Genomic DNA, 20,239 nt, shown 5'->3' on the forward strand with positions numbered 1-20,239 from the left:
CTAGGGGCTAGTGGCTAGGGGCTAGGGGCTAGGGGCTAGGGGCTAGGGGCTAGGGGCTAGGGGCTAGGGGCTAGGGGCTAGGGGCTAGGGGCTAGGGGCTAGGGGCTAGGGGCTAGGGGCTAGGAAAATTCTAGTTTGGTTTTATTCAGGCGTTGGGTTCTTGAAGAATCTTTTTCGATTCCCCTAGCCCCTCATCCCTAGTCCCTCGTCCCTACAGGTACTTCACATCCAGGATCTCGTATTCCTTGATGCCGCCCGGTGCCTTGACCTCGGCGACATCGCCGGAATATTTCCCGATCAGAGCGCGCGCTATCGGCGAGCTGATCGAAATCTTGTTGTTCTTGATATCAGCTTCATCATCACCGACGATCTGGTAGATCACGGTTTCGTGGCTGTCCACTTCTTCCAGCTCCACCGTTGCACCGAACACGCAACGCCCGTCGGCATCGAGGTGGACCGGATCGATAATCTGCGCGTTGGCCAGCTTGCTTTCCACTTCGACTATGCGGCCTTCGATGAAGCTTTGCCTTTCCTTTGCGGCATCGTATTCGGCGTTCTCGGACAGATCTCCGTGCGAACGCGCCTCCTGGATCGCGGCGATCACTTGGGGCCGCTCCACCGTCTTGAGTTGATGCAGTTCGCTGCGCAACAGTTCGGCGCCCTTCACGGTCAATGGAACCTTGTTCATCATTTAGAGCCCTTAGAGATTTATGGATTGTCCGGTCGACTACAGCCTGGCGTGCAATTCCTGCACCGAGTAGGCAGTCAGTTCCTGCATGTGCTGCATGCCGGTGCAGGCCGCGCGCGCGCCGGCGATCGTCGTGAAATAAGTCACACGCGCCTGCAATGCCGAGCGCCGGATCGAGTAGGAGTCTTGTATCGCGCTGCGGCGGTCTTCCACCGTGTTGACGATCAGCGCGACCTCGCCGTTCTTGATCATATCCACGATGTGCGGCCGGCCCTCGGCGACTTTGTTGACCGGCGTAACCTGCAAGTCCGCTTCGGCCAGCGCCGCCGCCGTGCCGCGCGTCGCCAGCAGGCTGAATCCGAGTTTCGATAGTGTGCGCGCGATTTCGACGACTTTGGGCTTGTCCGAATTGCGTACGCTGATGAAGACTTTGCCGCTCGGCGGCAGTTTCACGCCGGCGGCAAGCTGCGACTTCACGAACGCCTCCGCGAAAGTGTTGCCCACACCCATGACTTCTCCCGTGGACTTCATCTCCGGTCCGAGGATCGTATCCACGCCCGGGAATTTGATGAACGGGAACACCGCCTCTTTTACAGAGTAGTACGGCGGGATCACTTCTCCCTTGATACCCTGGCTCTTGATGGTCTGACCGACCATGCAGCGCGCGGAAATCTTGGCGAGCGCCAACCCGGTCGCCTTGGACACGTAAGGCACGGTACGGGACGCGCGCGGGTTGACTTCTAGCACGAAAACAACGTCATTCTGAATCGCGAACTGGACGTTCATCAGGCCGACCACCTGCAATGCCCTGGCCATCGCCGCGGTCTGCCGCCGAAGTTCATCCTGCAGCTCCCTGGAAAGGCTGAATGGCGGCAGCGAGCAAGCCGAATCTCCGGAATGCACGCCTGCCTGTTCGATGTGCTCCATGATGCCACCGATCAGCACATCCTCGCCGTCGCAGATTGCGTCGACATCGACCTCGATCGCATCATTCAGGAAACGGTCGAGCAGTACCGGGGAATCGTTTGAAACTTTCACCGCCTCGCGCATGTAACGTTCCAGATCGCGCTGCTCGTGCACGATCTCCATCGCCCGCCCGCCGAGCACGTAGGACGGCCGAACAACCAGCGGGTAGCCGATCTCCTGCGCCAGCGCGATCGCCGCCTCCGGGTTGCGCGCGGTGCGGTTCGCCGGCTGCCGGAGCCGCAGTTCCATCAGCATTTTCTGGAACCGCTCGCGGTCTTCCGCGCAATCGATCATGTCCGGATTGGTACCGATGATCGGCACGCCGTTGGCGTCGAGATCCTGCGCGAGCTTCAGCGGCGTCTGGCCGCCGTACTGCACGATCACGCCGAAAGGCTTCTCGACGGCGACGATCTCGAGCACGTCCTCGAGCGTCAGCGGCTCGAAGTACAATCGGTCGGACGTGTCGTAATCGGTGGACACCGTTTCCGGGTTGCAATTGACCATGATGGTCTCGTAGCCGTCTTCGCGCAGCGCCAGTGCGGCGTGCACGCAGCAGTAGTCGAACTCGATGCCCTGGCCGATCCGGTTCGGCCCGCCGCCCAGCACCATGACTTTCTTGCGACCGGTCGGCCGCGACTCGCACTCTTCCTCGTAAGTCGAATACATGTAGGCCGTGCGGGTATCGAATTCGGCCGCACAGGTGTCCACGCGCTTGTAGACCGGCCGTACGTTCAGCTCCCAGCGTTTGGCACGCACGGCGTCCTGGGTGGCGTTCAACAGCTTCGCCAGCCTGCGGTCGGAAAATCCGGCGCGCTTCAGGATCAGCAATGCATTACGGTCCAGGTCGCCCACGCGTTTGCCGGCGAGCGCCTTCTCCTGGCGGATGATGTCGTCGATCTGCATCAGGAACCACGGATCAATGCGAGTCAGTTGCTGGACTTCCTCGAGGCTCATGCCGATGCGCAAGGCGTCGGCGAGGAACAGGATGCGATCCGGCCCGGCATCGGCCAATTCGGTTTCGATGAGTTCCCGGTCGGTCGTCTTCTCGTCGAAACCGTCGATGCCCGTTTCCAGCCCGCGCAGCGCCTTCTGCATCGATTCCTGGAAGGTGCGGCCCATGGCCATGACTTCGCCCACGGATTTCATCTGCGTGGTCAGGCGCGAATCGGCCTGCGGGAATTTCTCGAACGCGAAACGCGGAATCTTGGTGACGACGTAGTCGATGGTCGGTTCGAAGGATGCCGGCGTGATTCCGCCGGTGATGTCGTTCCTGAGTTCGTCGAGCGTGTAGCCGACCGCGAGCTTGGCCGCCACCTTGGCGATCGGAAAACCGGTCGCCTTCGAGGCCAGCGCTGACGAGCGCGATACGCGCGGATTCATCTCGATGATGACCATGCGCCCGTCCTGCGGATTGATGCCGAACTGCACGTTCGAGCCACCGGTATCGACGCCGATCTCGCGCAGGCACGCGATCGACGCGTCGCGTATGATCTGGTATTCCTTGTCGGTCAGCGTCTGCGCCGGGGCCACCGTGATCGAGTCGCCGGTATGGATGCCCATCGGATCGAGGTTCTCGATCGAGCAGACGATGATGCAATTGTCCTTGTGGTCGCGCACCACCTCCATCTCATACTCTTTCCAGCCGATCACTGACTCTTCGATCAGCAGTTCGTGCGTCGGCGATGCATCCAGGCCACGTTCGCAGATGGCGACGAATTCTTCCTTGTTGTAGGCAATGCCGCCGCCGGTGCCACCGAGCGTGAACGAGGGCCGGATGATGGTCGGGAAACCGACCATCGCCTGCACCTGCAGTGCTTCTTCCAAGCTGTGCGCGATGGAGGAACGCGGGCTCGCCAGCCCGATCCTGGTCATCGCCTTCTTGAACTTCTCGCGATCCTCGGCCTTGTCGATGGCCTCCCTAGACGCGCCGATCAGTTCCACGGCGTACTTATCAAGTACGCCGTGCCTGGCCAGGTCGAGGGCGCAATTCAGCGCGGTCTGGCCGCCCATCGTCGGCAACAACGCGTCCGGCCGCTCCACGGCGATGATTTTCTCCACCATCTGCCAGGTGATCGGCTCGATGTAGGTGACATCGGCCATCTCCGGATCGGTCATGATCGTGGCCGGATTGGAATTCACCAGGATCACGCGATAACCCTCCTCGCGCAGTGCTTTGCAGGCTTGCGCGCCCGCGTAGTCGAACTCGCAGGCCTGGCCGATGACGATCGGGCCGGCGCCGATGATGAGGACGCTTTTGAGGTCGGTGCGCTTCGGCATGGTTCGATCGACCCGGCGCTAGCGATGCGCCTTGTGCTGTTCCATCAATCCGATGAAACGGTCGAACAGGTAATCGACGTCGTGCGGTCCGGGGCTGGCTTCCGGATGGCCCTGGAAACAGAACGCCGGCTTGTCGGTGCGGGTGAAGCCCTGCAGGCTGCCGTCGAACAGCGATACGTGCGTGACTTTCACGTTCGCGGGCAGCGTTGCCGCGTCCACCGCGAATCCGTGGTTCTGGCTCGTGATCATGACGCGGCCGGTTTCGAGATCCTGCACGGGGTGGTTGGCACCATGGTGGCCGAACTTCATCTTGATGGTCCGGCCACCACTGGCGAGTCCGAGCAACTGGTGGCCGAGACAGATGCCGAAAGTCGGCACGCCGGCATCCAGACATTTACCGATCGCATGAATCGCGTAGTCACAGGGCTCGGGATCGCCCGGTCCGTTCGACAGGAATACGCCGTCGGGTTTCAGCGCCAACGCTTCCTCGGCCGAAGTCTGCGCCGGCAGCACCGTCAACCTGCAGCCGCGGCTCGCGAGCATGCGCAGGATGTTGTGCTTCACGCCGTAATCGTAGGCGACGACGTGATATTTCGGCGTTGCCTGCGTCCGATATCCCTCGCCCAGCGCCCACTCGGATTGATTCCATTGGTAGCGCTTTTCGCAGCTGACCACTTTCGCGAGGTCCATGCCGGCCAGACCGGGGAAGGCGCGCGCCTGCAGTAGCGCGAAGGCTTCGTCGACCTTGCCACCCATCAGGCAGCCGTTCTGGGCACCTTTGTCGCGCAGAATGCGGGTGAGCTTGCGAGTATCGATGCCGGCAATCGCCGGGATGTTCTGTTCGCGCAGGTAATCGGGCAAGTCCTGGCTCATGCGGAAATTGCTTGCGCGGTTCGGCAGATCGCGTATGACCAGTCCGGCGGCGAAGACCCTGTTCGACTCGGCGTCTTCCGGATTGACGCCGACATTGCCGATGTGCGGATAGGTCAGCGTGACGATCTGCCGGCAATACGAAGGATCGGTCAGAATTTCCTGATAGCCGGTCATCGCGGTGTTGAACACCACTTCGCCGGATGTATGAGCCTGCGCACCAATCGAAACTCCGCGAAATACCGTGCCATCGGCGAGCACGAGTATGGCGGGCTGACGGTCGAGGGCAGGCAAGAGGGGCTCCCGGAAACGCGGTTTCTTAAGGTACACATGGAAAGCGGGAGAGGCACACGCCCCTCCCGCTTTCATTTGGTCTGCGATTATAGATGAACGACGGCAGTCGTTCAATGCGCCGCGGCTAATTAGAGCCGGGCGGCTTATTTCAACCCGAGCACGTCCTGCATGTCGTACAGGCCGGACCTTTTGCCGGCCAGATAGCGGGCCGCGCGCAATGCGCCGAGCGCAAAGGTCGCGCGGCTGGCGGCCTTGTGCGTGATCTCGACCCGCTCTCCGGTACCCGCGAACAGCGCGGTATGGTCGCCGACGATATCGCCACCGCGCACCGTGGCGAATCCAATGGTCGACGGCTTGCGCTCGCCGGTCACGCCCTCGCGACCGTAGACCGCCTCCCTGGTAAGGTCGCGGCCAAGGGCTGCGGCGATCACCTCGCCCATGCGCAGCGCGGTGCCGGAAGGCGCGTCCACCTTGTGCCGGTGATGCGCCTCGATGATTTCGATGTCGTAACCCTCGTTCAGTACTTTTGCAGCGAGTTCGGCCAGCTTGAACGTCAGATTGACGCCGACGCTCATGTTTGGCGCCATCACGATCGAAATCTTCCTCGCCGCTTCGACGATCAGCGCTTTCTGCGCCGGCTGGAAGCCGGTCGTGCCGATTACCATGCGGATGCCTTGCGCGCTGCACAGTTTCACATGGGTCAGCGTTCCTTCGGGCCGAGTGAAATCCACCAGCACGTCGCAACCCGCGAGCGAACCTTCGAGATCTGCCGATATGCGAACGCCGCACGGTGCACCCACCAGTTCACCGGCATCCTTGCCGAGAGAGGGATTGCCGGGAAGTTCGAGCGCTGCCTTGAGGCGAAAATCCGTCGACTGCGCGATGGCCTCGATCAAGGCCCGGCCCATGCGCCCGGAACTGCCCGCTACTGCAATCTGCTGAGTCGTCATCTCGCCGCGCGCAAATGAACCTAGAAAAGCCCCTCAGGGCTTACGGGTATCGGGGGCCGCCTGCGAGAGAATATCGGCAGGCACGATGTCGCCCTCGACATGTTTGAGCTTGTCACCGTCGAAGATGACCGTGATCTTGTACTGCGCATGCACGTCGTTCGCCTTGCCGGTCAGGTAGACATAGTCCCAGCGGTTCTGATGGAAGACGTCGGCAATCAGCGGCGTGCCGAGAATGAAACGCACCTGGGATCGCGTCATCTCCGCTTTGAGCTTCGCCACCATCGCCTGGTCGACATAATTGCCCTGCTGGATATCGATCTTGTGCGGCGCCAGCATGCAGCCGGCGAGCAGCAGTGTCGGTAAGAGAAACAGAAGGCGCATTTTTTCGGGGCGCGCATCGGTGCAGAGGCCGTGCGCGGTTTCCAAGCAGATTGAAAGCCGCTATGATAATTCACCCTTCCCTTCCTGTCAGTCCCGCCATGAGTACACCCCACGATCTGAAGAACATCGGACTGAAGGCGACCCTACCGCGCCTGAAAATTCTCGATCTGTTCGAGAACAGCGATGTGCGGCACCTGACCGCCGAAGACGTCTACAAGATCCTGCTCAACGAAGGCATGGAGATCGGGCTTGCCACGATTTATCGCGTTCTTACCCAGTTCGAACAGGCCGGCATTCTGATCCGGCACCATTTCGAGTCCGGCAAGGCGGTATTCGAGTTGAATCAGGGCGGCCACCATGATCACCTGTTGTGCCTTCAGTGCGGGCGAGTGGAAGAGTTCCTGGACGCGGAGATCGAGCGTCGCCAGATGAAAATCGCCAAGGATCGCGGCTTCTCCATCCACGAGCACTCGCTGCAGCTTTACGCCGACTGTATCAAACCGGACTGCCCCAACAAGCCAAAGGCGTGAACGAAGGCTATCGGCAGACCGCGAATGGCTGAAAGCGGCTCGCTCCTTTTTCTGTTCACCGCTTGCCGTTCACTGTATTTCCGTTCACCATCTCAAGCATTTCGGCAGCGTGCTTGCGAGTAGTCTCGGTGATTTTCACGCCGCCCAGCATGCGCGCAATCTCCTCCACCCTGGCATCGCGGTCCAGCACAGCCACCGCACTGGCGGCCTTGCCGTTCGCGGCAGTTTTACTCACCTGCCACTGATGGTCGCCGGCGGCGGCTACCTGAGGCAGATGGGTCACACACATCACCTGATGCTTGCGGCCGAGGGTCTTCAGCATGAGACCGACGATTTCGGCGACCCGCCCGCCAATGCCGGCATCGACCTCGTCGAAAATCAGCGTCGGTACCGCGGCGACCTGACTGGTGACGGTCTGGATTGCGAGGCTGATCCGCGACAGTTCTCCGCCCGATGCCACTTTCGCCAGCGGTCGCGGCGTCGCGCCGGAATGTCCGGCGACCAGAAATTCGATTTGCTCCAGTCCGTGTGCATTGCCCTCGGCCAGCGCATTGAGCGCAATCTCGAACGCGCCACCCGCCATCGCCAGCGCCTGCATCGAGGTAGTGACTTTTTTCGCCAGGTCCGTCGCGCCTCTTTTTCGCGAAGACGATAGTTTGCCGGCGACGTTCTTGTACGCCTTCTGGGCCTCCGCCTCGCGCTGGCGCAACGCATCGGCGTCGAAACCCGCGGCCAGTTCGGCAAGCCGCGTCCTTATTTTCTGCAGCCGCTCGGGAATGTCGGCGATCCGCAGTTTGAACTTGCGCGCCGCGGTGTGCACCGCGTCGAGCCGGGCTTCGACCTCGCGCAGGCGCTGTGGATCCAGTTCGAGCCGCTGCTGATAGTGGCGCAGACCGTAAACGGTTTCCTGCAACTGGATCTGCGCCGGCTCCAGCATATCGAGAATCTCCCTGAGCTTTGGATCGAAGTCCACCATGCCCTGCAAGCGCGACTGTACCGAAGCCACCGCCGTCAGGGTCGACACCTCTCCTTCCGACAACACGTCGAGTCCGAATTGAACGGCTTCGATCAGGCTGGCAGCATTCGCCAGCCGTTTGTGTTCGGCCTGCAGTTCGTCCCACTCCTCGGCCCGGAACGCCAGCGCTTCGAGTTCCTTCGCCTGCCAATCGAGTTGCTCACGCTCCGCCGCCAGTGCTTGTGCGTCGGTTTCCAGCGCCACGAGTTGGCGACGAATGTCCTGCCATGTGCGATAAGCCTCCGCGACTTGTCCTGCCAGTTCGGCCGCACCGGCATAACCATCGACAAGATCGCGCTGCGACGCGGCACGCAACAGGGATTGGTGGGCATGCTGGCCGTGAATGTCGACCAGATGTTCGCCGATGTCCTTCAGCTGTTGCACGGTCGCGGGCCGGCCGTTGACGTAGGCGCGCGAACGGCCCGACGTTTCGATGACTCTGCGCAACAGACATTCGCCCTCGTCGCCGACGAGGTCGTTTTCCCGGAGGTACGCTGCCAGCGCGGAGGCGCGGTCCGCGGCGAATTCGGCACTCACTTCGGCTTTGTCCCTGCCGTCGCGCACCAGCCCGGACTCGGCACGCTCGCCCAACACGGCAGCGAGCGCATCGATGAGGATCGATTTGCCTGCACCGGTCTCGCCGGTCAGCACGGTGAAACCCGGTTGGAATTCCAGGTCAAGCCTGTCGACAATGACAAAATCGCGGATGCTGAGGGTGCGCAACATGGACGCTTCGTGATCGGCGGCCGGCGGAACTAGAGCGTTTCGCTCCAGTGTAGTTTTTCCCGGAGCATGTGGTAGTAATTGTGCCCAAGCGGGTGCAGCAGCCGGATCGAATGGGGGCAGCGCCGCACCAGAATCTTGTCGCGCTCCTTTAACTCGTGGTGCGAATGGCTGTCGAAGTGCACGCGCGCGTCGGCGGCCTTGAGGATCATGATTTCGATCTCCGATTCGCTGCCGACGACAATCGGCCGGTTCGACAGCGTATGCGGACACACCGGCACCAGGCCGATGACGTTCAGGCTGGGATGAAGTATCGGACCGCCCGAAGATAGCGCATAGGCCGTGGAGCCGGTCGGGGAAGTCACGATCAGGCCGTCAGAGCGCAGGTTGTAGACAAACTTGCCGTCGATGCGCACCTCGATTTCTATCAGGCTGCCTTCGGCACCCTTGTTGACCGAGATATCGTTAAAGGCCACGACGTCCAGTACCCTGTGCTCCGCGCTCCAGACTTCGGCTTGGAGCAGCATGCGGGATTCCTCCACGAAGTTGCCCTCGAGGATGGCCGCCATCGCATCGAACATACCGCCCATGGACAGATCGGTCAGGAAACCCAGCCGGCCCTGATTGATGCCGACCAAGGCCACGTCGAAGGGTGCGAACGTGCGGGCGATGTTGAGCATCGTGCCGTCGCCGCCGATGACGATCGCCAGTTCGGCCGTACGCCCAACCTCCTCCAGCGGCAGCACAGAATAGCTGTTCTTGCCGACGTGGATTGCAGTCAACGGATCGAGCAGCACCTGGATACCGCGCTCGTGCAGGAACCGCGCAAGGCGCAGAACGGGTTCGGCGATTTCCGGGCTTTTGTATTTGCCGATCAGCGCGATGGTCTTGAATGTCTTCGACATGCTTCGAATTAGAGCACATTTGCCGATCCGGCTCCCGTCAGCAACCGACAGATCGCGACTGGGGCACGGTAGAATGCCTGCATGACCACGAGCGATCCTTTTCCCAGCGAACGGGCGCAGCGGCTTCTGAAGATGCTGGTCGAGCGCTATATTTCCGACGGCCACCCGGTCGGGTCGCGCGCGCTTGCCAGGCTTTCCGGCCTCGAACTGAGCCCGGCGAGCATCCGCAACGTCATGGCGGACTTGGAAGAACTCGGTTTCATCTCCAGCCCGCACACTTCCGCGGGCAGGGTACCGACGCCGCGCGGCTATCGTTTTTTCGTCGATACGCTGCTCAAGGTCCGGCCGCTGGATCAGGTCGAGATCAGCCAGTTGGAAGGTCAACTACAGCCGGACAACACGCAGAAGCTCGTCGCCCAAGCCTCGCACCTGCTGTCCGACCTGACGCGCTTCGCGGGTGTGGTGATGACGCCCAAGCGCAGGACCGCCGCCTTCCGCCACATCGAATTCCTGAGCCTTTCCGAAAAACGGATCCTGCTGATCATCGTCGCGCCGGATGGAGACGTGCAGAACCGCATCATCCTGACCGATCGGGCCTACAAACCTTCGGAATTGATCGAAGCGGGAAATTTCCTGAACCAGAACTTCGCCGGTCTGACGTTCGACGAGATCAAGGGACGCATCCATGAAGAACTGCGCCAGTTGCGCGAGGACATGACGCAGCTGATGACCATGGCGCTGGAAGCCGGCAACGAAGTCATGGGCCAGCATTCAGAGGATTACGTGCTCTCAGGCGGACACAACCTGCTGCATGTTCAGGACCTGTCGTCGAACATGGTAAACCTGCGCAAACTCTTCGACATGTTCGAGCAGAAAACCAGCCTGCTGCAACTGCTCGACATCAGCAGCCGCGCAGAAGGTGTGCAGATTTTCATCGGCGGCGAATCTGGCCTGGTACCGCTGGACGAATGCAGCGTAGTGACTGCGCCTTACGAAGTGGACGGGCAGGTGGTCGGCACCGTCGGCGTGGTCGGGCCGACCCGCATGGCCTACGAGCGCGTGATCCCGATCGTCGACATTACCGCGAAACTGTTGTCCAGCGCGCTGTCACAACACTGAACACGGGCGAACAGCAACCGGAGGACAGTGAACTGAAAACCCACCGGTGCTTTCGCACTTCTCGGTAGTCGACCACAGATTACCGTTCGCGGATAACCGTTCACGCCTTACATGCCCATGCCCTTTTTCCCCGAACCGAAACACCAGCACGGCGCCATCCCCAAAACCGGCATTCTGCTGATCAACCTCGGCACGCCGACGGCGCCCACTGCGAGTGCGCTGCGGCCTTATCTGCAGGAATTCCTGTCGGATCCGCGGGTGGTCGAAATATCGCGCCCGCTGTGGTGGCTGATCCTCAATGGCATCGTACTGCGCACGCGTCCGCGTCAATCGGCTGCGAAGTACGCGCTGATCTGGACCAAGGACGGTTCGCCGCTGGCGGTGCATACCGCGAAGCAGGCGACATTGCTGAAAGGCTACCTGGGAGAACGGATCAAGACACCGCACCTAGTGGCATGGGCCATGCGTTACGGCCAGCCTTCGATCGAAAAGGCGTTGCTCGGACTGCGCGAACAGGGTTGTGACCGCATTCTGATATTGCCGCTCTATCCGCAGTACGCGGCCAGCACCACGGCCAGCGCCTTCGATGCCGTATTCGACACCGTGAAGCAAATGCGCAACGCACCTGCGTTGCGGCTGGTCAAGCATTACCACGATCACTCTGCGTACATTGCAGCGCTGGCGAAGAACATCAACGACTACTGGGTGACCAACGGCCGTCCCGACAAGCTGCTGATGAGCTTCCACGGCGTGCCGCGCTTCGCGCTCGACCGCGGCGATCCTTATCACTGCGAGTGCCATAAAACAGCACGGCTGCTGGGTGAAGAACTCGGCCTTGCGCCGGAGCGCTATCAGGTCTCGTTTCAGTCCCGCTTCGGACGAACGGAATGGCTGAAGCCCTACACCCTGCAGACGGTGAAGGAACTCGGCAAACGCAAGACCGGCAGGCTGGATGTCATCTGCCCGGGCTTCGTTTCGGATTGCCTGGAAACCCTGGAGGAGATCGGCATCGAGAACAAAGCCGCTTACCTCAAGGCCGGCGGCAGGGAATTCCATTACATCCCGTGCCTGAACGAACGCCACGAGTGGATCCAGGCACTCGCGCGCATTGCTGCCGAAAATCTGCAAGGCTGGGCATCGACGGACTGGGAGGCCGGCGCGGCGCTGCGCACAGCCGCCGCAGGTCGCGAGCGTGCCCTGGCTCTCGGCGCGAAAAATTGAGCGCGAAAATCTACAGCAATGTAGCGCCCTGATTGCGGCCGTGGTCGGTCTTGCGGTCGTACTCTCCGTCGAGCGCCTGGTATTTCGCCACGATCGCCTGCGCCGCTGCGTTGGCGGCCGCCTCCAGATCCTCACAGTTGCTGGCCGGCTTGACGGCGAGCACAGCAGCGTCGATCTCCTTGCCGGCTTTCAACCCGTGCTCCTTGTGACCATCTTCGTGGCGCCGCAAGGCTTCGAGGAATTTTGTCCAGCGGGCCTTCAAGGCAGCCGCCCCCTTGTCTTCACCGCGCCACCGCGGCAGGGTCTGGGCGATGCCGATCGCGACCGCAACATCCTTCATCGAGCATGCGGTTCCCTGCTGCTGGTGCCGGAATTTCCATTGAATGTCCCACCGGGTCCTGCCTGCGTAATGGTTGCCGTCGAACCCGACTGGCCCGTTTTGATCGAGTTGAGCCGCCAGCACAGTGGCTGACGGGCCATCGATGTAGTAGTAACTGGTGTGCATGCGCACCAGCGGTTCTCCGGCAGCCGGCACGACCGGCATCGAGATCAGCACGGCGCACGCGAATAGTATCTTGCGCATTCTTTAAGAACTCCTGGAGGTCGTATCCGCAAGGCAAAAGGCCACGCAGATCGGGCCGGTAGTATAGCGGCCCGCGTTTTTTCGCCAGAACGGGGTTGAAACCGGCGGGCACGCCCCCAGATCACCTTCGATTTCGTCTCAGGAGGAGTTGAATGCACGACCAGAACAAAACAGCCTCGGCGCCGGATGCGGAATCCGAACCCGGGAACTCGACCAATGCGACAGCCAACGATCCGACCCCGGGATACGCGTCAGCCCTGGCAGGACAGCTCGAAAAAGCCGAGGCTGCCGCCCAGGAGCATCGCGACGCGTGGCTGCGGGCAAAGGCCGATGCGGACAACATTCGCAAGCGGGCTCAGAGCGACCTGGCCAACGCTCACAAGTACGCCCTGGAAAATTTCTCGGCCGAACTGATCCCCGTGCGCGACAGTCTCGAAGCGGCGCTGGCCAGCCAGAACGCAACACCGGAATTGCTGAGAAGCGGCGTCGAACTCACGCTGAAACAGCTCACGGCGGCCTTTGAGAAGTTTTCAGTTCGCGAAATCAACCCCTTGGGCGAGAAATTCGATCCCCACAAGCATCAGAGCATCAATATGGTCGAGTCCGATGCGGAGCCCAATTCGGTGGTCGGCGTGCTGCAGAAGGGCTACGCCCTGAATGACCGGATACTGCGCCCGGCGCTGGTCAGCATCGCAAAACCAAAGGCTTCCGCTTGATTTTCCGACCCAGAGCCCAAACCTTCGGAGACAAAGGTATTTTTACTTTCGAGCAAAGGAACCATCATGGCAAAAATCATCGGCATTGACCTCGGCACCACGAACTCCTGTGTGGCCGTCATGGAAAACGGCCAGCCCAAGGTCATCGAGAACGCCGAAGGCGCGCGCACGACGCCTTCGATCGTCGCTTACATGGACGATGGTGAAATCCTGGTCGGCGCCCCGGCCAAGCGCCAGGCGGTCACCAATCCGAAGAACACCCTGTTTGCGGTAAAACGGCTTATCGGCCGCCGCTTCACCGAGAAAGAGGTGCAGAAGGACATCGACCTGATGCCCTACAAGATCGTGCAGAACAGCAATGGCGACGCCTGGATAGAGGTGCGCGGCAAGAAGATCGCGCCTCCCGAAATCTCGGCGCAGGTGCTGATCAAGATGAAGAAGACCGCCGAGGATTACCTCGGCGAGCCAGTCACCGAGGCGGTGATCACGGTGCCCGCCTACTTCAACGATTCGCAGCGCCAGGCCACCAAGGATGCCGGGCGCATCGCCGGGCTCGAGGTCAAGCGCATCATCAACGAACCGACCGCGGCTGCACTCGCCTTCGGCATGGACAAGAAGGAAGGCGACCGCAAGATCGCGGTCTATGACCTCGGTGGGGGTACCTTCGACGTATCCATCATCGAGATTGCGGAAGTCGACAAGGAACACCAGTTCGAAGTCCTCTCCACGAACGGCGACACCTTCCTCGGTGGGGAAGACTTCGACCAGCGTTTGATGGACTATCTGGCCGACGAATTCAAGAAAGACCAGGGTATCGACCTGCGTAACGACGTGCTCGCGCTGCAGCGTCTGAAGGAAGCCGCCGAGAAGGCGAAGATCGAGCTTTCCTCCACCCAGCAGACCGAGGTAAATCTTCCCTACATCACGGCGGATGCTGCCGGACCGAAGCATCTGGCGATCAAGATCACCCGCGCCAAGTTTGAAAGCCTGGTCGAGGAATTGATCCAGAAGACTGTCGAGCCCTGCCGCATAGCCATCAAGGATGCCGGCGTGAAGCTCGATGACATTGCCGACGTGATCCTGGTCGGCGGCATGACCCGCATGCCCAAGGTGCAGGACAAGGTCAAGGAGATCTTCGGCAAGGAGCCGCGTAAAGACGTCAATCCTGACGAGGCGGTCGCGATCGGCGCTGCAATCCAAGCCGGCGTGCTGCAAGGCGAAGTCAAGGACGTTCTGCTGCTGGACGTGACGCCATTGTCGCTCGGCATCGAGACGCTCGGCAGCGTGATGACCAAGCTCATCCAGAAAAACACGACGATCCCAACCAAGGCGCAGCAGGTGTTCTCGACCGCCGACGACAATCAGACCGCGGTGACAATCCACGTGCTGCAGGGCGAGCGCGAGATGGCCGCCGGCAACAAGAGCCTGGGTCAGTTCAATCTGTCCGACATTCCGCCGTCACCGCGCGGACTGCCGCAAATCGAGGTCACGTTCGACATCGACGCCAACGGCATCCTGCATGTTTCGGCCAAGGACAAGGCCACGGGCAAGGAAAACAAGATCAAGATCCAGGCGAACTCGGGCCTCAAGGAGGACGAGATCAAGCGTATGGTCCAGGATGCCGAAGAGCACGCGGACGAGGACCGCAAAGCCCGTGAGCTGGTTGACGCGCGCAACCAGGCCGATGCGCTGATCCACGCGGTGAAGAAATCGCTCACCGAGCATGGCGACAAGATCGACGCGGACGAGAAGGCCGGAATCGAAAGTGCAATCAAGGATGCGGAGGAAGCCATCAAGGGCTCCGACAAGGGTGCGATCGAAGCAAAGACCCGGTCTCTGACGGAAGCGTCGCACAAGCTCGCCGAGAAGATGTATGCGCAGCAGCAGCCCGAAGGCGGCACTTCGCAGAAGTCCGAAGCCGCCAGCGGCAATGCCGACGAAGGCAACGTCGTGGATGCCGAGTTCGAGGAAGTGAAGGACAAGAAGAAATCGGCCTGACGCGGGTCAGGCGCTTAACGTGAGGGGTGAGGCGGAAATCCGGCTCACCCCTTGTGTTGTTTGGGAAAGCAGGGCAACGACCTTGCAGCGAAAGAGTTAAATGGCGAAACGCGACTATTACGAAGTGCTCGGCGTCAATCGCGATGCTTCCGACGAGGACCTCAAAAAGGCTTATCGCAAGCTGGCGATGAAACATCATCCGGACCGCAATCCGGACAATCCGAAGGCGGAAGAGCTGTTCAAGGAGGCGAAACAAGCCTACGAAGTGCTCTGCGACTCCGGCAAACGCACCGCCTATGATCAATACGGCCATGCCGGTGTGGACCCGCACTCCGGTATGGGGGCCGGCGCAGCCGGCGCCGGTTTCGGCGGCTTTGCCGACGCCTTCGGCGATATCTTCGGTGACATTTTCGGCGCAGGGCGCGGCCGCTCGAACGTCTACCGGGGCGCAGACCTGCGCTACAACCTCGAAATCGCGCTGGAAGAAGCGGCGCGCGGGACCGAAACGCGCATCCGCATTCCGACGATGGAGGAGTGCGAGACCTGCAAAGGTTCCGGTGCAAAACCCGGCAGCCAGCCGATCACCTGCCCGACCTGCAACGGCCAGGGCCAGGTGCGCATGACCCAGGGATTTTTCTCGATTCAGCAGACCTGCCCGAAATGCCACGGCAATGGCAAGGTGGTACAGAACCCCTGTGCGACCTGCAGCGGTGCGGGACGTCTGAAGAAGCAGAAAACGCTGTCGGTGAAAATTCCGCCCGGCGTCGACGAAGGCGATCGCATCCGTCTGACTGGCGAGGGTGAGGCGGGTGTCAACGGCGGCCCGCCGGGCGATCTGTATGTCGTGATGCATATCCGTCCGCACGACGTTTTCACGCGCGAGGGCAATGATCTACACTGCGAAATGCCGGTCAGCTTCTCCAGGGCGGCGCTTGGCGGCGAGATCGAGATCCCGACGCTGGACGGTTACGCCAAGATCAAGATACCCGCGGAAACGCAGTCGGGGAAAGTGTTCAGGCTGCGCGGCAAAGGCATCAAGGGCGTGCGCAGCCAATCCTATGGCGACCTGCTCTGCCACGTCGTCGTGGAAACGCCGGTGAACCTCACTGCGCGGCAAAAGGAAATGCTGCAGGAACTCGAGGAAATCAACGAACGCGACGGCGGTCGCCACAATCCCCGCGCCAAGAGTTGGATGGACAAGGTGCGCGAATTCTTCGAGCCCTAAGCTGGAAAAACTTAGAGAACAAAAAGGGCCGCCTGGCGGCCCTTTTTGTATCCGTCTACCGAATCGAAGTACGCGCGGACTCGGAAGCCTGCTTCGCCCGTAGCCGGGCGGTACCGCCTTCCATCACGCCGCCCAGCGCCATCAGTGCGCGGCTGAGCGCCTCCCAGGACTGCATCTGCCCCGGCTCCTCCTGCGTCCACAATCGCGCCGCCGCTTCCATCTCCGCCCATTTGCCGTCCGCCTCGTAACTAGCAACCTGCAGAAACAGCGGCTGGTCGCCTTGCGGCCGCATCCAGAACGGATTCGAGCGGGATTCAGATTCGACATCAGACGACGTCAAGGCATCGATCCATTCGACCGGGATCGCAAAGAAAGCCGACTCGGCTCCGCTGCGCCGAAAGAAAGTGGTAATGCCGACCAGATTGCCGCGACGATCGAACAGGCCGCCGCCGGACGCACCCTGGCGGAATGCCGCGGTAGTCTGGATGACCTGGCCGTTGCGATACGGGTATAGCGCAGTTACGCGACCGGACGAGATGCTGCGGCCGCCTCCGCCGCCGAAGCCGATTGCCACGACTTCGTCCCCGACTTCCAGCGTATGCGCTGTGGCGGTTTGCGCGGGAGGCGTGGTCAGCGCGATCGGGTGCAATACGCACAGATCTGCGGCGAGGTCGCTGGGTCCGCGCTCGACTTCGGTGCCGACCGCTCCTTCCATGACGACCACCTTGCCAGCGCCGGGAATGACATGGCAGTTGGTAACAACGCGGCCGTCCGGCAAAACGACTCCGGAGCCGAATGATGTGCTATTGGTGTTTGGAATTCTCGCGACGACCCTGACAACGCTGGCGGCTACTTTGCCGTAGGCGGCATAGTCGACTGCGACAGCCGGAAGAGACAGGAACGACAACAACACGACAACCGGAAAACGTTTGCGCATTTCGGATACCTTCCCTTATTCATGGACAGATATCCCCCCGACTGCATCGCGTTGTTGTTCTTTTGCACGCAACCTGTTCGATCGCAAACAGGCAGTTCGCTTTACCTTCGCATGATCCTAACGATCGCCCGGGGCAAAGCCGATGCTACGATTTATTGAAGCAATCGCCGTACCAGGGCCGGTACGGGGTTCATTCCCGATCTAGCGTCGTCGCCAGGTGGTGGTGCCAGAGGGGCCGTCTTCAAGGACGATGCCGGCCGCGAGCAACTCGTCGCGAATGCGGTCCGACTCGGCGAAATTCTTTGCCCTGCGGGCGACGTTGCGCTGTTCGATCAACTTTTTTATCTGTTCATCGGACAGGCCGGAAGCTGTCGAGACGGTCACATTACCGACGCTGGTCCTGGCCTCAACGCCTGTAACCCTGACCGTTGCATCTCTGCGGCCCTGCAAAAAATCCACGGGATCGCGCTGAAGTATCCCCAGGATATTGCCGAGCGATTTGAGCAGGACCGCCGCTTGGGCAGATTTTGAGCGGTTTACTTCGTTGACAAGATCGAACATCACCGCGACCGCTTCCGGCGTGTTGAAATCGTCGTCCATCGCATCGCGGAAGCGCCGCGCCAGCGGCAAATCCCAGTCAATGGGCGCGGCCTTGGCCGAAACCGCCTTGAGTGCCGTATACAAACGCGTCAACGCGCCTTTGGCATCGTCCAGATGCTGGTCCGAGTAGTTGATCTCGCTGCGATAGTGTCCGCGCACGATGAAGAAGCGCACCACTTCCGCATCGTATCGGGCCAGCACTTCGCGCACGGTGAAGAAATTGCCCAGCGATTTGGACATTTTCTCGTTGTCCACGCGCACGAAGCCGTTGTGCATCCAGTAGTTCACGAACGCGTGATCGTGCGCGCCCTCGGATTGCGCGATCTCGTTTTCGTGATGCGGGAACTGCAGGTCCTGTCCGCCGCCGTGAATGTCGAAATGTTCGCCGAGACAGCGCTCGCTCATGGCCGAGCACTCGATGTGCCAGCCCGGCCGGCCCTTGCCCCACGGCGACTCCCACGAAGGCTCGCCCGGCTTGGCCGATTTCCACAGCACGAAGTCCAGCGGGTCGCGCTTGTTCACGTCCACTTCGACGCGTTCGCCCGCCTGCAATTCGTCGAGCGATTTGCCGGACAGCTTCCCGTAGCCGTGAAATTCGCGCACGGCGTAGTAAACATCGCCGTTTTTCGCCTGATAGGCGATGCCCTTCTTTATCAATTGATCGATCAAGTCGAGCATCTGCGGGACGTTATCAGTGGCACGCGGCTCGAGATCCGGTTTCAGCACGCCGAGGGCTGCGGCATCTTCGTCCATCGCGCGGATGAAACGCCCGGTCAGCGCATCGATCGGCTCTTTGTTTTCCGCCGCGCGCCTGATGATCTTGTCGTCGATGTCGGTGATGTTGCGAACATAGGTCACATCGAAACCCGTCGCGGAGAGCCAGCGCTTTGCCACGTCGAACACCACCATGAAGCGCGCATGGCCGAGATGACAATAGTCGTACACCGTCATGCCGCATACGTACATGCCGACCTTGCCCGGCAGGATCGGAACGAAAGTTTCTTTGGCACGGGTCAGCGAGTTATATATCTTCAACATCGGAGCGGCTTGAGGGCACGCTTGGGGACGTAAGCGTAAGCGCCCAAGGGGAGTTATTTTTCAGATTGTGGACAGAAGCGCGCTGCTGGTAGAATCTGCCATTAATTACAATAACCTACCGTTTTTTATTGAGGTGAAGTTTAACACATGAGCCGAATCCCCCTCCTGGCGCTGCGCGCTGCTCTGCTACTGGTGTTGCAGATGCAGGCCGGATTTGCCGCCAACAGCTACGAAGATGCCAGCAAACTGTTCAAACAGGGCAACTACGCCGGGGCGCTGGAGAAGATCGAAACGGTCATCACCGCCAATCCACGCGATGCCCGGGCGCGCTTCCTCAAGGGCCTGATCCTGACCGAGCAGAACAAGCCGGCCGACGCGATCAAGGTATTTACCACACTGACCGAGGATTATCCGGAACTGCCGGAACCCTATAACAATCTGGCCGTGCTGTACGCCTCGCAAGGTCAGTACGACAAAGCGCGCAAATCGCTGGAAATGGCGATCCGCACGCATCCGAGTTACGCGATCGCGCACGAGAACCTGGGCGACGTCTACGCCAAGATGGCGAGCGAGGCCTACGACAAGGCGCTGCAACTGGATCGCAGCAACGCCGCCGCGCAGACCAAGCTAGCGATGATCAAGGATCTGTTCTCCGGCAGCGTGGTACCGGGCAGGGGATCGCCGGAGACGGCCGAACCCACTGTTGCCGCCGCTACAACACCCGCCGCCATCGAGAAACCGGCAACGGCCACCGCCAAGCCCGCAGCGCAATCCGCGAAGGCGGATGCGGATGCCGTGCTGGCTGCCGTCAACGGCTGGGCCAAGGCATGGTCGAGCAAGAATGCCGATGCCTATCTGGCGTATTACGCACCGGCCTTCCAGGTGCCGGGCGGCGACGCGCGCGCCAATTGGGAGGCAACCCGGCGTGATCGCATCGTCAAACCAAAGTTGATCGAAGTGACTGTCGGGTCGCCCAAGGTTTCGTTCGACGCCAACGGCCGTGCGGTCGTGAAGTTCCGCCAAGGGTACAAGTCCGACACCTTGAACACATCCGGAGCCAAGATACTGACGTTGGTGAAAATCAACGACCGCTGGCAAATCGTCCAGGAGAGAATGAACTAGTGGGCTGCCCGACGCGCTGCTATCAGGCAGGCTCCCGCCAGACGCTGGCTCAGGCACTGGTGGTCATCGTCGCTGCCGGCG

17 protein-coding genes are annotated in these 20,239 nt (G+C 60.9%); 7 read left to right on the plus strand and 10 right to left on the minus strand.

From position 1 onward, the window contains the following. Positions 1-211: 211 nt before the first annotated feature. The 5 genes from greA to HY067_05425 form a co-directional block, all read right to left on the minus strand. Positions 212-688: a transcription elongation factor GreA gene (gene greA, locus HY067_05405; GenBank protein MBI3527388.1), complete on the minus strand. Its 477-nt coding sequence runs from the start codon at positions 686-688 to the stop codon at positions 212-214. A 39-nt stretch (positions 689-727) separates the two neighbouring features. Continuing rightward, positions 728-3,931 carry a carbamoyl-phosphate synthase large subunit gene (carB, locus tag HY067_05410; protein ID MBI3527389.1) on the minus strand — a complete coding sequence of 1,068 codons (3,204 nt, stop codon included), beginning with the start codon at positions 3,929-3,931 and terminating at the stop codon, positions 728-730. Positions 3,932-3,949: 18 nt separating this feature from the next. Next, a complete protein-coding gene (gene carA, locus HY067_05415) occupies positions 3,950-5,170 on the minus strand; it encodes a glutamine-hydrolyzing carbamoyl-phosphate synthase small subunit (GenBank protein ID MBI3527390.1) in 1,221 nt (406 codons plus the stop codon). Positions 5,171-5,238: 68 nt separating this feature from the next. Next, a complete protein-coding gene (gene dapB, locus HY067_05420) occupies positions 5,239-6,045 on the minus strand; it encodes a 4-hydroxy-tetrahydrodipicolinate reductase (GenBank protein ID MBI3527391.1) in 807 nt (268 codons plus the stop codon). 33 nt (positions 6,046-6,078) lie between these two features. Then, positions 6,079-6,426 carry an outer membrane protein assembly factor BamE gene (locus HY067_05425; protein ID MBI3527392.1) on the minus strand — a complete coding sequence of 116 codons (348 nt, stop codon included), beginning with the start codon at positions 6,424-6,426 and terminating at the stop codon, positions 6,079-6,081. 98 nt (positions 6,427-6,524) lie between these two features. Between HY067_05425 and fur the strand changes: the two genes are divergently transcribed. After that, complete coding sequence (fur, locus tag HY067_05430; protein MBI3527393.1) at positions 6,525-6,956, plus strand: ferric iron uptake transcriptional regulator; 432 nt, start codon at positions 6,525-6,527, stop codon at positions 6,954-6,956. A gap of 55 nt (positions 6,957-7,011) precedes the next feature. Here the strand turns inward: fur and recN are convergent, their stop codons facing one another. Next, positions 7,012-8,697 (minus strand): DNA repair protein RecN, encoded by a 1,686-nt coding sequence (gene recN / locus HY067_05435; GenBank protein MBI3527394.1) that lies wholly within the window; start codon positions 8,695-8,697, stop codon positions 7,012-7,014. A gap of 29 nt (positions 8,698-8,726) precedes the next feature. Then, positions 8,727-9,599: an NAD kinase gene (locus HY067_05440; protein MBI3527395.1), complete on the minus strand. Its 873-nt coding sequence runs from the start codon at positions 9,597-9,599 to the stop codon at positions 8,727-8,729. Between the two features lie 81 nt (positions 9,600-9,680). Here HY067_05440 and hrcA point away from each other — a divergent pair, with 81 nt between their 5' ends. Then, positions 9,681-10,718: a heat-inducible transcriptional repressor HrcA gene (hrcA, locus tag HY067_05445; protein MBI3527396.1), complete on the plus strand. Its 1,038-nt coding sequence runs from the start codon at positions 9,681-9,683 to the stop codon at positions 10,716-10,718. 117 nt (positions 10,719-10,835) lie between these two features. Further along, complete coding sequence (locus tag HY067_05450) at positions 10,836-11,939, plus strand: ferrochelatase (GenBank protein ID MBI3527397.1); 1,104 nt, start codon at positions 10,836-10,838, stop codon at positions 11,937-11,939. A gap of 10 nt (positions 11,940-11,949) precedes the next feature. Here HY067_05450 and HY067_05455 read toward each other — a convergent pair whose 3' ends face one another. Next, positions 11,950-12,522 carry a DUF922 domain-containing protein gene (locus HY067_05455; GenBank protein ID MBI3527398.1) on the minus strand — a complete coding sequence of 191 codons (573 nt, stop codon included), beginning with the start codon at positions 12,520-12,522 and terminating at the stop codon, positions 11,950-11,952. A 152-nt stretch (positions 12,523-12,674) separates the two neighbouring features. Here HY067_05455 and grpE point away from each other — a divergent pair, with 152 nt between their 5' ends. From grpE to dnaJ, 3 genes are all read left to right on the plus strand, one after another. Further along, positions 12,675-13,238 (plus strand): nucleotide exchange factor GrpE, encoded by a 564-nt coding sequence (gene grpE / locus HY067_05460; protein ID MBI3527399.1) that lies wholly within the window; start codon positions 12,675-12,677, stop codon positions 13,236-13,238. A gap of 66 nt (positions 13,239-13,304) precedes the next feature. After that, on the plus strand, positions 13,305-15,236 hold the full coding sequence (gene dnaK, locus HY067_05465; GenBank protein ID MBI3527400.1) for a molecular chaperone DnaK: 1,932 nt from the start codon (positions 13,305-13,307) through the stop codon (positions 15,234-15,236). Positions 15,237-15,336: 100 nt separating this feature from the next. Further along, on the plus strand, positions 15,337-16,461 hold the full coding sequence (dnaJ, locus tag HY067_05470; GenBank protein ID MBI3527401.1) for a molecular chaperone DnaJ: 1,125 nt from the start codon (positions 15,337-15,339) through the stop codon (positions 16,459-16,461). A gap of 55 nt (positions 16,462-16,516) precedes the next feature. Here dnaJ and HY067_05475 read toward each other — a convergent pair whose 3' ends face one another. Both HY067_05475 and HY067_05480 read right to left on the minus strand, forming a co-directional pair. Beyond that, complete coding sequence (locus tag HY067_05475) at positions 16,517-17,398, minus strand: trypsin-like peptidase domain-containing protein (GenBank protein ID MBI3527402.1); 882 nt, start codon at positions 17,396-17,398, stop codon at positions 16,517-16,519. Positions 17,399-17,599: 201 nt separating this feature from the next. Further along, positions 17,600-19,036, minus strand: coding sequence for a cysteine--tRNA ligase (locus HY067_05480; GenBank protein ID MBI3527403.1), 1,437 nt, complete (start codon positions 19,034-19,036; stop codon positions 17,600-17,602). A 147-nt stretch (positions 19,037-19,183) separates the two neighbouring features. Between HY067_05480 and HY067_05485 the strand changes: the two genes are divergently transcribed. Continuing rightward, the gene (locus HY067_05485) at positions 19,184-20,158 is read left to right on the plus strand and encodes a tetratricopeptide repeat protein (protein ID MBI3527404.1); all 975 of its coding nucleotides are present in this window, start codon (positions 19,184-19,186) and stop codon (positions 20,156-20,158) included. Positions 20,159-20,239 lie beyond the last annotated feature (81 nt).

It is taken from the genome of Betaproteobacteria bacterium (assembly GCA_016194905.1).
In the GTDB taxonomy this organism is placed as follows: domain Bacteria; phylum Pseudomonadota; class Gammaproteobacteria; order Burkholderiales; family JACQAP01; genus JACQAP01.

What these genes read in the sequence shown, in the direction of transcription:
- greA (MBI3527388.1), bottom strand. Translation starts at nt 688, where the DNA reads ATGAACAAGGTTCCATTGACCGTGAAGGGCGCCGAACTGTTGCGCAGC.
- carB (MBI3527389.1), bottom strand. Translation starts at nt 3,931, where the DNA reads ATGCCGAAGCGCACCGACCTCAAAAGCGTCCTCATCATCGGCGCCGGC.
- carA (MBI3527390.1), bottom strand. Translation starts at nt 5,170, where the DNA reads ATGAAAGCGGGAGGGGCGTGTGCCTCTCCCGCTTTCCATGTGTACCTT.
- dapB (MBI3527391.1), bottom strand. Translation starts at nt 6,045, where the DNA reads ATGACGACTCAGCAGATTGCAGTAGCGGGCAGTTCCGGGCGCATGGGC.
- HY067_05425 (MBI3527392.1), bottom strand. Translation starts at nt 6,426, where the DNA reads ATGCGCCTTCTGTTTCTCTTACCGACACTGCTGCTCGCCGGCTGCATG.
- fur (MBI3527393.1), top strand. Translation starts at nt 6,525, where the DNA reads ATGAGTACACCCCACGATCTGAAGAACATCGGACTGAAGGCGACCCTA.
- recN (MBI3527394.1), bottom strand. Translation starts at nt 8,697, where the DNA reads ATGTTGCGCACCCTCAGCATCCGCGATTTTGTCATTGTCGACAGGCTT.
- HY067_05440 (MBI3527395.1), bottom strand. Translation starts at nt 9,599, where the DNA reads ATGTCGAAGACATTCAAGACCATCGCGCTGATCGGCAAATACAAAAGC.
- hrcA (MBI3527396.1), top strand. Translation starts at nt 9,681, where the DNA reads ATGACCACGAGCGATCCTTTTCCCAGCGAACGGGCGCAGCGGCTTCTG.
- HY067_05450 (MBI3527397.1), top strand. Translation starts at nt 10,836, where the DNA reads ATGCCCTTTTTCCCCGAACCGAAACACCAGCACGGCGCCATCCCCAAA.
- HY067_05455 (MBI3527398.1), bottom strand. Translation starts at nt 12,522, where the DNA reads ATGCGCAAGATACTATTCGCGTGCGCCGTGCTGATCTCGATGCCGGTC.
- grpE (MBI3527399.1), top strand. Translation starts at nt 12,675, where the DNA reads ATGCACGACCAGAACAAAACAGCCTCGGCGCCGGATGCGGAATCCGAA.
- dnaK (MBI3527400.1), top strand. Translation starts at nt 13,305, where the DNA reads ATGGCAAAAATCATCGGCATTGACCTCGGCACCACGAACTCCTGTGTG.
- dnaJ (MBI3527401.1), top strand. Translation starts at nt 15,337, where the DNA reads ATGGCGAAACGCGACTATTACGAAGTGCTCGGCGTCAATCGCGATGCT.
- HY067_05475 (MBI3527402.1), bottom strand. Translation starts at nt 17,398, where the DNA reads ATGCGCAAACGTTTTCCGGTTGTCGTGTTGTTGTCGTTCCTGTCTCTT.
- HY067_05480 (MBI3527403.1), bottom strand. Translation starts at nt 19,036, where the DNA reads ATGTTGAAGATATATAACTCGCTGACCCGTGCCAAAGAAACTTTCGTT.
- HY067_05485 (MBI3527404.1), top strand. Translation starts at nt 19,184, where the DNA reads ATGAGCCGAATCCCCCTCCTGGCGCTGCGCGCTGCTCTGCTACTGGTG.